Source organism: Ciceribacter lividus (assembly GCF_003337715.1).
Taxonomy (GTDB): domain Bacteria; phylum Pseudomonadota; class Alphaproteobacteria; order Rhizobiales; family Rhizobiaceae; genus Allorhizobium; species Allorhizobium lividum.
Genome location: NZ_QPIX01000010.1, coordinates 151393 through 164364, shown reverse-complemented (window position 1 = coordinate 164364; position 12972 = coordinate 151393). Strand labels below are relative to the sequence as shown.

At 64.8% G+C, this 12972-nt stretch carries 15 protein-coding genes and 1 pseudogene; 6 read left to right on the top strand and 10 right to left on the bottom strand.

Annotation, left to right across the window (positions count from 1 at the left end; translation table 11 throughout):
- Positions 1-159: 159 nt before the first annotated feature.
- Entirely contained in the window at positions 160-582 is a 423-nt protein-coding gene (locus DFR48_RS17630; protein WP_114364520.1) for an organic hydroperoxide resistance protein, read from the bottom strand.
- A 148-nt stretch (positions 583-730) separates the two neighbouring features.
- Between DFR48_RS17630 and DFR48_RS17625 the strand changes: the two genes are divergently transcribed.
- Positions 731-1180: a MarR family winged helix-turn-helix transcriptional regulator gene (locus tag DFR48_RS17625; RefSeq protein WP_114364519.1), complete on the top strand. Its 450-nt coding sequence runs from the start codon at positions 731-733 to the stop codon at positions 1178-1180.
- Positions 1181-1493: 313 nt separating this feature from the next.
- Positions 1494-2612, top strand: a complete 1119-nt coding sequence (locus DFR48_RS17620) for a hypothetical protein (RefSeq protein ID WP_114364518.1) — start codon at positions 1494-1496, stop codon at positions 2610-2612.
- A 397-nt stretch (positions 2613-3009) separates the two neighbouring features.
- On the opposite strand, the pseudogene DFR48_RS22400 reads toward DFR48_RS17620, so the two are convergent.
- From DFR48_RS22400 to DFR48_RS17600, 3 genes and pseudogenes are all read right to left on the bottom strand, one after another.
- A pseudogene (locus tag DFR48_RS22400) lies at positions 3010-3126 on the bottom strand (RES domain-containing protein); the annotation flags it as partial.
- A 15-nt stretch (positions 3127-3141) separates the two neighbouring features.
- A complete protein-coding gene (locus tag DFR48_RS17605) occupies positions 3142-3708 on the bottom strand; it encodes a class I SAM-dependent methyltransferase (RefSeq protein ID WP_114364516.1) in 567 nt (188 codons plus the stop codon).
- A 57-nt stretch (positions 3709-3765) separates the two neighbouring features.
- Positions 3766-4395 (bottom strand): Crp/Fnr family transcriptional regulator, encoded by a 630-nt coding sequence (locus tag DFR48_RS17600; RefSeq protein ID WP_170141918.1) that lies wholly within the window; start codon positions 4393-4395, stop codon positions 3766-3768.
- 57 nt (positions 4396-4452) lie between these two features.
- On the opposite strand from DFR48_RS17600, the gene DFR48_RS17595 reads away from it, so the two are divergent.
- Positions 4453-5160: an SDR family NAD(P)-dependent oxidoreductase gene (locus DFR48_RS17595; protein WP_114364514.1), complete on the top strand. Its 708-nt coding sequence runs from the start codon at positions 4453-4455 to the stop codon at positions 5158-5160.
- 60 nt (positions 5161-5220) lie between these two features.
- Here the strand turns inward: DFR48_RS17595 and DFR48_RS17590 are convergent, their stop codons facing one another.
- The 3 genes from DFR48_RS17590 to DFR48_RS17580 form a co-directional block, all read right to left on the bottom strand.
- On the bottom strand, positions 5221-5943 hold the full coding sequence (locus DFR48_RS17590; protein WP_114364513.1) for a L,D-transpeptidase: 723 nt from the start codon (positions 5941-5943) through the stop codon (positions 5221-5223).
- A 175-nt stretch (positions 5944-6118) separates the two neighbouring features.
- Complete coding sequence (locus DFR48_RS17585; RefSeq protein WP_425359267.1) at positions 6119-6859, bottom strand: L,D-transpeptidase; 741 nt, start codon at positions 6857-6859, stop codon at positions 6119-6121.
- A gap of 346 nt (positions 6860-7205) precedes the next feature.
- Positions 7206-7406 carry a hypothetical protein gene (locus DFR48_RS17580; RefSeq protein WP_114364512.1) on the bottom strand — a complete coding sequence of 67 codons (201 nt, stop codon included), beginning with the start codon at positions 7404-7406 and terminating at the stop codon, positions 7206-7208.
- 189 nt (positions 7407-7595) lie between these two features.
- On the opposite strand from DFR48_RS17580, the gene DFR48_RS17575 reads away from it, so the two are divergent.
- Positions 7596-8966 carry a TIGR03808 family TAT-translocated repetitive protein gene (locus DFR48_RS17575; RefSeq protein WP_114364511.1) on the top strand — a complete coding sequence of 457 codons (1371 nt, stop codon included), beginning with the start codon at positions 7596-7598 and terminating at the stop codon, positions 8964-8966.
- A gap of 29 nt (positions 8967-8995) precedes the next feature.
- Here DFR48_RS17575 and DFR48_RS17570 read toward each other — a convergent pair whose 3' ends face one another.
- Positions 8996-9559: a DUF2087 domain-containing protein gene (locus DFR48_RS17570; protein ID WP_114364510.1), complete on the bottom strand. Its 564-nt coding sequence runs from the start codon at positions 9557-9559 to the stop codon at positions 8996-8998.
- A 292-nt stretch (positions 9560-9851) separates the two neighbouring features.
- On the opposite strand from DFR48_RS17570, the gene DFR48_RS17565 reads away from it, so the two are divergent.
- Both DFR48_RS17565 and DFR48_RS17560 read left to right on the top strand, forming a co-directional pair.
- Positions 9852-10508: a glutathione S-transferase family protein gene (locus tag DFR48_RS17565; protein ID WP_114364509.1), complete on the top strand. Its 657-nt coding sequence runs from the start codon at positions 9852-9854 to the stop codon at positions 10506-10508.
- 79 nt (positions 10509-10587) lie between these two features.
- Positions 10588-11007 (top strand): VOC family protein, encoded by a 420-nt coding sequence (locus DFR48_RS17560; RefSeq protein ID WP_114364508.1) that lies wholly within the window; start codon positions 10588-10590, stop codon positions 11005-11007.
- A gap of 326 nt (positions 11008-11333) precedes the next feature.
- On the opposite strand, the gene DFR48_RS17555 is transcribed toward DFR48_RS17560, so the two are convergent.
- Positions 11334-11624: a GIY-YIG nuclease family protein gene (locus DFR48_RS17555; RefSeq protein ID WP_114364567.1), complete on the bottom strand. Its 291-nt coding sequence runs from the start codon at positions 11622-11624 to the stop codon at positions 11334-11336.
- A gap of 231 nt (positions 11625-11855) precedes the next feature.
- Positions 11856-12863, bottom strand: coding sequence for an asparaginase (locus DFR48_RS17550; protein WP_114364507.1), 1008 nt, complete (start codon positions 12861-12863; stop codon positions 11856-11858).
- Between the last annotated feature and the right edge of the window lie 109 nt (positions 12864-12972).

Here is a 12972-nt window from a genome sequence, read left to right as displayed (position 1 = left end):
CACATTCCTTTCCTTGGAAGAAATATAATCAATTTCTTTCCCGAGACAAGGAGAAAGGGCATTTCCGGCGGGAAACACCCTTTTCAAAACCATCACGTCAGGCATCGGACGGCCCGCACGGGCCGCCCTGCCCTTGATCGACCAGTTGCCGCCGACGCCTTATTCGACGCTGACCGGAACCTCGGTCGAGGTCCGCATGGCGTGGCTGTAGGGGCAGACGATGTGGGCGGCGGCCACCAGGCGTTCGGCGACCGCGCGTTCGACGCCCGGAATATTGACGGAGATCGCCACTTCGATGCCGAAACCGGTGCCGTCGTCGCGCGGGCCGATGCCGACGCGCGCCGTCACAGTCGTGTCTTCCGAAAGCTTCATCTTCTCCTTGCCGGCGACGGCCTTCAGCGCGCCGAGGAAGCAGGCGGAATAGCCGGCGGCGAACATCTGTTCCGGATTGGTGCCGGTGGCGCCGTCGCCGCCGAGCTCCTTCGGCACCGTCAGCTTCACGTCGAGAACGCCGTTGTCGGAAACCGCGCGGCCTGCGCGGCCGCCGGTTGCGGAAGCCTGGGCGGTATAGAGAATGCTCATGTCCTTGCTCCTTGTCGTTGGGTCTATGCGCATTTACATACCGAGCAATTGAATTGTGTGCAATTGATTTTTGCACGTTGCGACCGCGACGCAGAATTGAGAGAATGCGCCGGGGAACACTGGGACCGATCGACGGATCGGAAGAATCATGCCGAACAAGAAGGCCGTAAAAGGACCGCGTCTCGACAACCAGCTGTGCTTCGCCATCTACGGCGCCGCACATGCGTTCAACCGTGCCTACAAACCGCTACTCGAGCCGCTCGGACTCACCTATCCGCAATATCTCGTGATGATGGTGCTCTGGGAAGAGGACGGCCAGCCCGTCAAGGCGATCGGCGAGCGCCTCGGCCTCGATTCCGGCACGCTGTCACCGCTGCTGAAACGCCTGCAGCAGGCGGGCTACGTGGCGCGCGAGCGCTCCTCCGGCGACGAGCGGCAGGTCATCATCTCGCTGACCGAGACCGGCGCCGCCCTGCAGCAGAGAGCGGCGAACGTCATGCAGTCGATCGGCATCGCGACCGGCTGCAGCATCGAGGAGATCGACAGCATGCGCGAGCGGCTGCATGCGCTGCGCCGTCAGCTTGCGCCGGAGGAATAGAGGGCCGAGGTCGCGGCGGGTATTGTCTCCGGAGCTATGGAGCGGATGCTGTGAACGGCGGCTTTGGGGCAAGGAGGGGGACGGGCGGCTTTCGGTGATAGATAATAGATTGCTGCCGCTTTGTTGTGGCTCGCCCCGACCTTAGCCGCGCCGATATTGCCTGTAAGAATTCAACAATCTCTTGCGTCGGTATAGGCAATCGGCCCCTGTAGCTGCCGCTCGGACTGGATGGCAATTAACTTAAGGAGGCGTTCGAGCAAGTGGCGACAACAGAGTGCCAACAAATAGGCTGCCAGCAATTCGTGAGACTCCGATGATCAAAAAAGTGTCGCTTCGGCTCGATGAAATGCAGCCCGTCCAGCGGGTAGCGAATGCTTCAGGCTTTTCGGCCAACTGGTCCGGTGGTGTTCAGGCCACCCAAGCCGACGAGCACCGGTGGCGTATCCTGCCGGTACTCACTGGCGGGCGTCCCTGTGTGAACGGATTCTATTCAAAGTCAGCCATGCAGCAATTTCTGCTCGAACGGGGGCTACAGTTTGTGGCCTTCGAAAGAATGAACTGGATCGACGGCGCCTACACGTCGTTTTGGTCGCCGCGGATACCCGGACAGACTAATTTTTTCCGTGGACCGGCGGATCTCTGGCACAGCATGTCATCCAATATTGGCCAAGTGCGCGGCAAGCCCCAACTGGCCGCACTGAGCAATCCCACCCTGGAACAGCTGGCCGAAATCCTTGACGCCCGCACGGAGCCTGAGCGGCTTGCGCAGTCAATCGCCCTCAGTCTGCGCAATGTAGATACCAGTGTCCGCGGGATCTTCGAGTTTTACCACGAGGAACTCACCAATCTGCTGGCGCACGGCCAAACCGACGGCACAAGCTCGGCAAGCATGCGCGACCAGGTGCTGTTCGCGCATATACATGCCTTCTTTCTGCATCTCGGATCGGCTCGGGACTATCTGGCGGCGTTGATAGCATTTCGCCTTGGGCACGACCCACACAATGTAGATTCTCTGACCAAATTGCTCAAAGTGATAGGCGCAGCCGATGTGACGGGGGAGCCCTTACTGGAGCTGCTTTCGTCAAGGGGCTGCATCGCACCGCGTCGAAATAATTCCTCAAAATTCGAGCAGGCCGGGTGGCTCTGGCAGGCAACTGATCAACGCAACGAGCTGACCCACAGGCGCACCTTCGGCGATCTTTTTTCGGAACGTAGGGGGCACCTGACCGCCGTGGATTTGGACGATGGCTTGTATCGATACGTACGACCACTAGGCGGCTCTTACCCCGCGGATGATACGCTTGATGCGATCCTCGAGCACTATGCTAATGTCAACGAGCTGTTCTTCACCGCGGCCGGAGTTGCGGGATACGACGCCAGCATTCGCACGTTGACCGATGATGACATCGTTTCCGTCCAAGAACAGAGCTAAGTGCCAAACGGCAGGGACGTGTTGCTGCGGGGTAGCAAGCTGACGAGCAACTGCTGCGGACTTTGCCCCGGTCAATCTTGGTTCGGACCCGCCCCCCAAGCCAGCCGACTATATCAGCAAAATCGAGCGGTACATGCGCAACCAAAGGCAGTGGCAGCTTTTGGGAACTCAGGAAAGTAGAAAGAAGGACTGGAAAGGGGGTACAACGCTTCCAACGCCGCGCCGGTATCGCTCGGCGGCATTTGCTGCCTGATTTCGGACATCTCCCCTCAGCCGTCGAAATCCTGCGCCTTGACGTCTTGCGCCCCGTGCATCACGCGGAGGATCATCACGCGATCGGGGTAGGTGCGAAAATAGATGCACCTCCCGCGATAGGGAAAACCCCGCAGGCCTTCGAGAATGCGGTCGCGAGGAGATAATCGAGGCCGGCGCATTCCGGCGGCAGCGCCGGCTTGGTTTCTTCGAGCAGGCTTTCGAGCAGCGATTGTTCCTCGACCGTGTCGACGAGCTTCATCGTCGAGACCTGGTATTACCCCACGCGTTCGATGCGATAGACGCTGGCCGGCGGCAGGTTCAATAGCACGAAGCGGGTGTGGCAGGCCCTGAGCCCCAGGCGGCGGAGGAGCGGTTGCGGGACCGGGCAGCGCGGCCCATAGGTGAACTGCCAGAGAGGCCCATCCGGCTTCAGAGTGCGGAAGGCCCCCTTCAGGATACGGGTTACCTGCGGTACCGGCATCGAGAGAAGCGGCAGGCCGCTCACCGCCGCATCGCAGGCTCCCGCTTCCGCCGGCAGCGCGGCCGCGTCACGGGTCAGGATCAGCGCGTCGGGGAACCGATCCGCCAGCAGCCGGGCGAAAACCGGATTGCGCTCCACCAGCACCAGATCCCTCTCGGCTACACCCCTTTCCACGAGTGCCCGGGTGAAGACTCCGGTGCCGGGGCCGAGTTCAAGCACCCGGGATCGGGGCTCGATTTGCGCCGTCATGGCCTCCGCCAGACGGCGGCTCGACGGCGCGATGGCGGCAGTCTCGAAGGGCTTCGCCAGCCAGGACTTGAAGAACAGCAGGTGATCGGAAGGGTGCAAGGGGCGGTTCATCGGGCAGCTCCGTCTCGAATGACGGAAACCTTCTCATCCGCTTCGGCCGAAGCCGCATTAACCCGGGTTAAGCGCGGCCCGGCTCTCCTGCTCCTCACGCACCCGGCGGGCGATGCGCGACAGGCCGACGGGCGTAATGCCGAGATAGGCGGCAAGGTCCTTCTGCGGGATCCGCCCCAGGAGAGCGACCTGCTCGCGCACCAGCAGACGGTAGCGCTCCTCCGCCGTCAGGGTGAGGAACTCACGCTCGCGCCGCTCCTTGCGTTCGGCGAGGATAATGAGCGCGTTACGCAGCATGCGCGACCAGGCGAGGTCCCGGTCGGCCAAGTCTTCCAGCAGAAAAAAGGGCAACCGCTCGAGGCTGGACGCCTCGATTGCGGTGACGGTGAAGCTCGCCCGTCCGGCGACCAGCGCCGACAGGCTGCCGAAGAACTGGCCTTCGGCGACGAACGACTTGATCCATTCCTCACCGTCAGCCCGCAGATAGGTGAATTTCAGCAGGCCCTGCCGGACCACGTAGACGAGGGGATGCGGATCGTCCTGCCGAAAGACCGCCTCACCTGCTCCGACGTCGATGCGGTCGATGCTCGCCAGCACCCGGTCGCGCTCCGGCAGGGACGCGCCGGCGATGCGCTCGAAAAGGGTGAGGCTCACACAGTCTTCGGGCTTAACCCGGGTTAATGCCATGGCACCGCTCCTGCCGCATCCTGCGGGTGGACATCTCATTCACACGGGGAAGATAGCATGGGAACCTATATCGTCACGGGGGCGAGTGCCGGAATCGGCCGCGAGATCACCCTGCAGCTGGCGGCGCGCCGGCATCGCGTGCTGGCTCTGGCACGGTCCGAGAGCCGGCTGGAGGCGCTCGCGGCCAACGACAGTCTCATCGTGCCGGTTCCGATCGACCTCTCCGATCCTGACGCGATCACGCGACTTTCAGAGGAATTCTCCGGATACGACATCGACGGGCTGATCAACAATGCCGCGATCCAGGAGAACGTCCGCTTCGATGCCGACACCTATGGACCCGATGCGGTCCGCGCGGAGATCACCACCAACCTGACGGCACCGATCCTGCTCACCCATCTCGTCGCGCGGAATAGCCGCCGGCCGCTGACCGTGATCGACGTCAATTCCGGGCTGGCATTGTTCCCGAAGTCGACCTCCGCCGTCTATTCGGCGACCAAGGCGGGGCTCAGGATGTTCGCAGAGGCGATGGCGGCGCAGGCGGGCCTGCAGATCCGGGTGGTCGATGTCATCCTGCCGCTCGTGGACACGGCAATGACGGCCGGCCGGGGCAAGGGCAAGATCGCGCCGCAGGTGGCGGCGGAGGCGATCGTCGCGGCGCTCGATGGCCGGCGGCGGGAGGTCTTCGTCGGCAAGGCGAAGGCGCTACGCATCCTTGCACGGATCGCACCGTCGATCGCGGCGCGGATCATGCGACGGATGTGACGGCTGGCCGCAACGAAACCGACGGTCCCATGGACCGCCGTTTTCGTTAGAGCATTTCCGTCACTGCCAGACGACGATGCGGGCCTTGTTCGGTACGCGGTCGTAGAGGTCGATGATGTCCTGGTTCATCAGGCGCACGCAGCCGGAGGACACCGCCTTGCCGATCGACTGCCATTCGGGCGAGCCGTGCAGGCGGTAGAGCGTGTCCTCGCCGTTCTGGAAGATGTAGAGCGCGCGGGCGCCGAGCGGGTTCTTGAGGCCGGGCGGCATGCCGCCGTTGTCGGCCGAGTATTTCGCGAGTTCCGGCTGGCGGGCGATCATTTCCCCCGGTGGCGTCCATTTCGGCCATCTCTGGCGCCACTGGATGACGCCCGTGCCCTGCCAGGCAAAGCCCTCGCGGCCGATGCCGACGCCGTAGCGCATCGCGGTTCCGCCCGATTCGACCAGATAGAGGAAGCGCGAGGGCGTATCGACGACAATGGTGCCCGGCGGCTGGCCGGTCGGGTCGATGACCCGCTGGCGATAATAGCGCGGATCGATCCGCTCGTAGGGCACGGCCGGGATGACGAAGCCGCCGTCGACCACCTCGCTGTACATCGCAGCAACCTCGGCCGAACCGCGGGCGGGCGGACGGGCGATGGTCATCGGCCCGCCATAGGCGGGCGCCGGGGCGTAAGGCCTGTTGTAGGTGCCGGAAGAGGCGCAGCCGGCAAGCAGGCTTGCGGCACCGACGCCGGAAAGGGAGAGAAAGGCGCGCCGAGAGAGAGAACCGGGAAGTGTCATGGGGGAATCGGGCTTCCTGTGCAGTTTCGGGTTCGGGGAAGGATTAAAGCTGTGAAACCCTAAACGTTCCCCTTACGCACCATGTTGTGACATGACGAGTCGCTAAAAGACATACACATTGATGCCGCAGGAAGCGTTCACTTTTGCGCGATGGCGAAGAGATTTCGCCGTGTCGTCAGAGGACGACGATCGGGGCTTTTGCGCCGACGCGATCGTAGAGATCGATAATGTCCTGGTTGAACATGCGCACGCAGCCGGACGAGGTCGCCTTGCCGACGGACTGCCAGTCCGGCGTGCCGTGGACGCGGTAGAGCGTGTCCTTGCCGTCCTGGTAGATGTAGAGCGCACGCGCGCCGAGGGGATTGTTGAGGCCGGCCTCCAGTCCGCCCTCGGCGGCGGAGAAGGGACGCAGGTCCGGCTGGCGCGACACCATTTCGCCGCTCGGGGTCCAGCGCGGCCATTTCTGCTTCAGCGCGATGACGCCGCGCCCCGACCAGGAGAAGCCGGCGCGGCCGAGCCCGACGCCGTAGCGGATCGCCTTGCCGCCCGGCTCGACGAAATAGAGGAAGTGCGCCCTGGTATCGACGACGATGGTGCCCGGCGTCTCCGAGGTCGGATAATCGACCTCCTCGCGCAGGTAGCGCCGGTCGACGCGGTCGAGGGGGATCGGCGGCAGCGTATGCCCCTCGTCGCGCATGATCCCGTACATCGTGCGGTGCACCGGATTGGTGACGGGAAGCCCGTAGGTCTGGTGGAACTGGGTGCTATAGAGCTTCTGATGCGGCACCGGCTGCCTTTCGGCCGGGGGCACGCGGGCCGGCTCGTTCCAGACCGGCGCCACCTCGTCCTGGAAGACTTCGATGTTCATGCGACTGGTGTCGGTAACGAAGAGGCAGCCGCCCAGCGCCGACAGCATCGCCGCGCCGGCGACAAGGCCACCCACGCGCCGCAAGGTCCCGACCTTCGAAGAAATAGCCTTTGCCACCATCGTCCACCGCTTCATGCCGCTCAAACTTGCGACACCCTGCCAGACGCGGCTGGCGCGAAGCTGTCGTCGCGAACGGCCGAGAGAGAGCGGGAAGTGAGAGGACGGGAACAGCTTCCTGTACTTGCCTATACTTTGCAGGAACGACAAAAAAACTCCGGCCGGCCGCCGACATTGTGTCGCGGCCAGCCGGAGCCAGCAGTGGCGCACCCAAGGGTCAACCAACGCCTCGCCGCCGCCCGGCGTTGGCAGGCGCGCCTTGCTTCCCCCAGAGGGATCAGGCCAACGGCGGCTTCAGCGCCGTGTAGATCTTCTTGCCGAGAACCGCCGCAACCGGCAGTGCCAGCACGCAGCCGACCGCAAAGGCACCGGCGATCTGCCAGCGCTGCATCATGCCGAGCGAAAGAACAGCCGTCACCGCGGCACCCGCCAGCACCGTCGCGACAAGAATATAGAGGACCGCAGAAAGACGAAACATTTATGACCTCCGTCAAATATCACGCCTCCGAGACTATTACTGCAAGGATGAGGCGCATTGATCTAGAACAAACGATGCCGGCGCGGAGAACACGCGACCGCGCAAATCGCCCTTGTCGCCCTGCGGCAAGTTCGCGCATGATCGCGCCGCCGCATGGGGCGGGAAAAGACGAGAGACGGGCGGGGCGCGATGGCGACGAGACGCGAGGTGATCACCGGGCTCATGGGCGGAGCGCTTGCCGCCGCGATCGGCAGCCGGCCGGCGGTCGCCGCCTCCGGCGTGGCGGGCACCGAGCTGCGCGGTTCGATCGATGCGGCCAAGGCCGGCATCCTGCCCGGCGCCTCCGACAACTTGAGCCGGCGCATGCAGGTGCTCCTCGACGAGGCGGCGGACAAGGGGCTGGAGGTCTTCCTGCCGCCCGGCAATTACAGCGTTTCCAACCTCAGCCTGCCGAACGGCACCCGGCTTTCCGGCGTACCCGGCGCCACCCGGCTCTCCTACAGCGGCGACGGCCACCTGATTGCCGCCGCCGACGCGGCGCGCATCGACATCGCCGACATCGTGCTCGACGGCGCCAACCGCTGGCTCGGCGACCATACCGAGGCGCTTCTTTCCTTCCGCAACGTCGCGGACCTCCGGATTGTCAATTGCGAGATCGCCGGCAGCCGCAAGCACGCCGTCTCGCTGGAGCGCTGCGGCGGACGCTTCGAGGACAACCGCGTCACCGGGGCGGCACTCGCCGCGGTGATCTCGCACGAGGGCAAGGCGCTCTCCGTCAGCGGCAACCACATCTCCGACTGCGGCAACGGCGGCATCCTCGTGCACCGCTGGACGAAGGGCGCCGACGAGAGCGTGATCTCCGGCAACCGCATCGCGCGGATCGCCGCCAATGACGGCGGCACCGGGCAGAACGGCAACGGCATCAATCTCTTCCGCGCCGACAATGTGATCGTTTCCGACAACCACGTCTCCGACTGCGCCTTCTCGGCGATCCGCGCCAACTCCTCCTCGGACATGCAGATCACCGGCAACCAGTGCCTGCGCTCGGGCGAGACGGCGATCTTCGCCGAGTTCGCCTTCGAGGGGGCGATCATCTCGTCCAACCTCGTCGACGGCGCGGCGAACGGCATTGTGGTCGTCAACTTCAACGAGGGCGGGCGGCTGGCGAGCGTCAGCGGCAACGTCATCCGCAATCTGTCGCTCAACGGTCCCTATCCGAACGACGAGGCGGGCTTCGGCACCGGCATCTCGGCCGAGGCGGATACGGCGATCTCCGGCAACGTGATCGAGAACGCCCCGCGCGCCGGGTTGATGATCGGCTGGGGCCCCTATCTGCGCGACGTGGTGGCGAGCGGCAACATCATCCGCAACGCGCCGGTCGGCATCGCCGTCTCGGTGGTCGAGGGGGTCGGCACGGCGATGCTTTCCGGCAACCTGATCTCCGGCGCGAAGGACGGCGCAATCGTCGGCTACCGCTGGAAGGACCGGGCGACCGGCGACCTCGTCGCCGGCGACGACGCCCCCGCCCCTCTGGTGATCGAGGGCAACCGCGCACTCTGACAGAGGACGGCAGGTGCCCTCGCCTTCCGTCAGCCCGCAGCCGGCGCCCTTGTCGTGGCGGGCGCGCGGACGCCGCGGATCAGCGCAAGCGCCTCCGGCGGCGGGCGTTGCTCGATGCGGCGGTAGACGCGGCAGTCGGCCGTGCGGTCGAGGAGCTTCTGGTTGAACATCTCCCGGCGCAGCAGCACATGATCGCCGAAGGCATGCGCCGTCTTCAGGATCTCGTTGACCTCGCGCTCGGAGAGGTCGCGGTCGGCGGGGAAGCGCGCCCAGAGCCGCCAGAGGCAGAGCTGCTGGATCACCGTGCGCGCCGGCCAGCGCGTCAGCACGCCGTCCGCACCGAAGCAGCGGGCGGCATCCTCGACGCGGCGAAAATCGACCGCTTCCGGCTCCGGTTGCGGCGCCGCGAGGCGGTCACGGGCGGCGTCAGAGGCCTTCAGATGCTGGAAATTGCGGTAGCCGGCGGCCTTCGCAAGGATGTTCAGCAATTCGACATGGCCCGGCTTGTCTTCGCGGGCGTGGATTTCCCGCTTCAGCAGGCGGGCGAGCGCCGAAACATCCGGCGCCTGATAGGGGAGCGATATTCGCGACATCGTCTTTTCCTCGATATCGTGCCGTCAGAAACTGATTATGCCGGAGGTCACCGTCTTTCCGACACGGCACGGGAAAAGTGTCCGTCGTGATTGTCTATCGAGCAGGTTTAGCACTCGTCAAGGAGCGGTGACGCCTGGGTGAACTGCGGACCCTGGCCGATGAAATACGCCGTTCGGGCCTCGCCTGTCAATGTCAGGCACGGTGGCCGGCTTCAAGCGCTGCCGCTTTCCCGCTAGTGTCGCGAGTCAGTCCGACGGCCTTGCCGCCCATCCCCACAGGAGATTCCCCCCTATGCTCAAGATCTACGGCGTCTACAAATCGAGGGCGACGCGCCCGCTCTGGCTCGCCGGCGAACTCGGCCTCGCCTTCGAGCACGTGCCCGTTCTCCAGGCCCGCAAGCTCGACGACCCGCTTGCCGAAGACGCGCAGATCAACACCCGCACGCCCGCCTTTCTCGAACTCTGCCCGATGGGCGTCATCCCGGCGATCGAGGATGACGGGCTGGTGCTCTTCGAAAGCATGGCGATCAATCTCTACCTCGCCAAGAAGCACGGCGGGCCGCTGGCGCCCGCCGATCTCGGCGAAGACGCGCTGATGACGCAGTGGTCCTTCTTCGGGGCCACCGAGATCGAGACCAATGCGCTGAAGATTTCGACGGCCGCCGCCGAGGGCCGGCTCGAAAGCAGCAAGGACGAGGTGGAGGCCGTGGCACGGCTCCTCAAACGGCCCTTCGCCGTGCTCGAACGGCATTTTGCCGACAACGACTATCTGGTCGGCGGCCGCTTTACCGTCGCCGACATCAACCTCGCCGAGATCGTCCGCTACGCGCAGGCGCACACGCCGCTCTTCGACGCACATCCGAAGCTCAAGGCCTGGCTTGCGCGCTGCCAGTCGCGTGCCGCCTTCAAGGCGATGTGGGAAATGCGTCTTTCCGAGCCGACGCCCTGACGGCCACGCCCCTGCCCCGCTTGCATGGTGGCGGGAAGACGCTAGGCTTGCGGGCGGAACAGACTTCGGAGGAGGATCCATGCGCCCGTTTCATCTGGCTTTTCCCGTCACCGACCTCGAGGCGACGCGGCATTTCTACGGCACCGTGCTCGGCTGCCGGATCGGCCGCGAAAGCCCCGGCAAGTGGATCGACTTCGATCTCTTCGGGCACCAGATGTCGGCGCATCTGCGCTCCGAAATGCCGAAGGACACGGCGACCGGTTCGGTCGACGGCGACGTGGTGCCGATCCCGCATTTCGGGGTGATCCTCGGCACCGACGATTTCCTCGGGCTGGCGCGCCGGTTGGAGGCCGATCCCGAGACCCGCTGGGGGCTGAAACCCAAGCTCCGCTTCGAGGGACAGGCGGGCGAGCAGCGCACCATGTTCGTCTTCGACCCCTCCGGCAATGCGCTGGAATTCAAGGCCTTCACCGACGACCTCGCGATCTTTGCCGTGTGAGGGGGATGGGACGGCGGCGCTCGACGGGGCGATGACCATTGCCCGGACGATTCTATCGGCAAGGGAAGAGTCTCTCCCGTGATGCAAACACTTTACCGTCATGCCGGACTTGATCCGGCATCCAGCGGCGCGATGTCCATCGCGCGGGAGACCCTTTGGACGCGACGCGTAGGAGACGCGTCTTTTCGGCTCGCGGACGCTCGCCGGCTGGATCCCGGCTCAAGGCCGGGATGACGGAGAAGGAGGCAGGCGCCGAGTGACGGGGTGAGGTGCTGCCGAAGTGACTGAGAAGAACGTGCCCCCGAGATCACTTCCGCTCCGGCTCTTCAGAGACCATGGAGATAATGGCTGATGTCCTGCCAGTCGGGATTGAGGCTCTCGATCAGGTCGAGCTTCCATTTGCGCGGCCATTTCTTGATCGTCTTCTCGCGCACAATTGCATCGGTCACGAGGTCATGTTCCTCGAACCAGACCAGTGTCTTGACACCGTAGCGACCGGTAAAGCCAGGGATAAGCTCATGCTGGTGTTCGTAGAGGCGGCGCGCCAGGTCGCTGGTCACGCCGGTATAGAGCGTCCCGTTACGTTGCGAGGCGAGAATATAAACATACCCCTTCATCGCCGCATTATGGGCACCCGGAATCGGCAAACTCAAGCTTGAGTTGCATTTTCCCGTGATGCGAACACTTTACCGTCATGCCGGGCTTGACCCGGCATCCAGTCGCGCGATGTCCATCGCGCGGGAGACCCTTTGGACGCGACGCGTAGGAGAAGAGTCTCTTCGGCTCGCGGACGCTCGCCGGCTGGATCCCGGCTCAGGGCCGGGATGACGGAGCGAGGTGATCAAGCCTCACGAAAACAGCGCGTCCGTCACCCGCACGTCGCCGACGGCAATGCCGTTCCAGTTGTGCATGGCGTGGTTGGCCATGCCCAACAGAGCCGTCGCCTCCGTGCTGTCCTTTTCGAACTGGCGGGCAAGGAGCGCCGTGACCATGGCCTCGGCGGCGCGGCTCGTGCCGTCCTCGCACTTGACGGCAATCGAGACGCCGGTTTCCGGGATCAGCGCGCAGAAGACGCCCTCGGCCCCGGTCTTGGCGAAAATCTTACCCGGCGCGACCTCCATCAGCTTCGTGCAGAAGCGCTTCGTGCCGGCGACGAAGAAGGGTTCGGCCATGCAGGCCTCGATCAGTCGGCGGGAGGCGGCGGCGCGGTGGGCACCGAGCCCCCTGCCCGTCGCCATTTTCGAAAACCCGCGGGCGAGCGAGACGAGCGGGACGGCATAGGTCGGGATCGAGCAGCCGTCAGTGCCGCAATTGTCGCGGCCGAGCGGCGCGCCGGTCAGGTCCGCCATGACGGCGCGGATTTCCGCCTGCAGCGGATGGTCGTAGCCGACATAGCCCTTCGGATCGAAGCCCATGTGGCAGCAGGCGCAGACGAAGCCGGAGTGCTTGCCGGAGCAGTTGTTGTGAAGTGCCGTGGGCTTGTCCAGCGTGCGGGCCTGATGGATGAGGGTCGCCTGGTCGAAGGACCAGTGGCCGCCGCATTCGAGCGTCTCGACGCTGCGCCCGGCCCGCGCGAGCATGGCGGCGGCCGTCTCGACATGGGCGTCCTCGCCGGAATGGGAGGAGCAGGCGAGCGCCAGTTCGCGGTTGCCGAAGCCGTAGGCGTCGGCCGCGCCGCTCTCGACCAGCGGCAGCGCCTGCATGGCCTTGCAGGCCGAGCGCGGGAAGGTCGGCGCCTCGATGTCGCCTGCAGCCGTGATTACGTCTCCCTGGCCGTCGACCACGACGGCGATGCCGCGATGGCGGCTTTCGACACGGTTGCCGCGGGTGACTTCGACGGTGACGGGGTTCGACATGGCAGATCTCGATCCTGTTTCGACTGCCGTCGTTGATAGACCATCCGGCCGCGCGATGCACCGGGGAGGCATACCCCCGAACGAAAAAAGGACCGCACGAGGCGGTCCT

What these genes read in the sequence shown, in the direction of transcription:
- DFR48_RS17630 (WP_114364520.1), bottom strand. Translation starts at nt 582, where the DNA reads ATGAGCATTCTCTATACCGCCCAGGCTTCCGCAACCGGCGGCCGCGCA.
- DFR48_RS17625 (WP_114364519.1), top strand. Translation starts at nt 731, where the DNA reads ATGCCGAACAAGAAGGCCGTAAAAGGACCGCGTCTCGACAACCAGCTG.
- DFR48_RS17620 (WP_114364518.1), top strand. Translation starts at nt 1,494, where the DNA reads ATGATCAAAAAAGTGTCGCTTCGGCTCGATGAAATGCAGCCCGTCCAG.
- DFR48_RS17605 (WP_114364516.1), bottom strand. Translation starts at nt 3,708, where the DNA reads ATGAACCGCCCCTTGCACCCTTCCGATCACCTGCTGTTCTTCAAGTCC.
- DFR48_RS17600 (WP_170141918.1), bottom strand. Translation starts at nt 4,395, where the DNA reads ATGGCATTAACCCGGGTTAAGCCCGAAGACTGTGTGAGCCTCACCCTT.
- DFR48_RS17595 (WP_114364514.1), top strand. Translation starts at nt 4,453, where the DNA reads ATGGGAACCTATATCGTCACGGGGGCGAGTGCCGGAATCGGCCGCGAG.
- DFR48_RS17590 (WP_114364513.1), bottom strand. Translation starts at nt 5,943, where the DNA reads ATGACACTTCCCGGTTCTCTCTCTCGGCGCGCCTTTCTCTCCCTTTCC.
- DFR48_RS17585 (WP_425359267.1), bottom strand. Translation starts at nt 6,859, where the DNA reads ATGCTGTCGGCGCTGGGCGGCTGCCTCTTCGTTACCGACACCAGTCGC.
- DFR48_RS17580 (WP_114364512.1), bottom strand. Translation starts at nt 7,406, where the DNA reads ATGTTTCGTCTTTCTGCGGTCCTCTATATTCTTGTCGCGACGGTGCTG.
- DFR48_RS17575 (WP_114364511.1), top strand. Translation starts at nt 7,596, where the DNA reads ATGGCGACGAGACGCGAGGTGATCACCGGGCTCATGGGCGGAGCGCTT.
- DFR48_RS17570 (WP_114364510.1), bottom strand. Translation starts at nt 9,559, where the DNA reads ATGTCGCGAATATCGCTCCCCTATCAGGCGCCGGATGTTTCGGCGCTC.
- DFR48_RS17565 (WP_114364509.1), top strand. Translation starts at nt 9,852, where the DNA reads ATGCTCAAGATCTACGGCGTCTACAAATCGAGGGCGACGCGCCCGCTC.
- DFR48_RS17560 (WP_114364508.1), top strand. Translation starts at nt 10,588, where the DNA reads ATGCGCCCGTTTCATCTGGCTTTTCCCGTCACCGACCTCGAGGCGACG.
- DFR48_RS17555 (WP_114364567.1), bottom strand. Translation starts at nt 11,624, where the DNA reads ATGAAGGGGTATGTTTATATTCTCGCCTCGCAACGTAACGGGACGCTC.
- DFR48_RS17550 (WP_114364507.1), bottom strand. Translation starts at nt 12,863, where the DNA reads ATGTCGAACCCCGTCACCGTCGAAGTCACCCGCGGCAACCGTGTCGAA.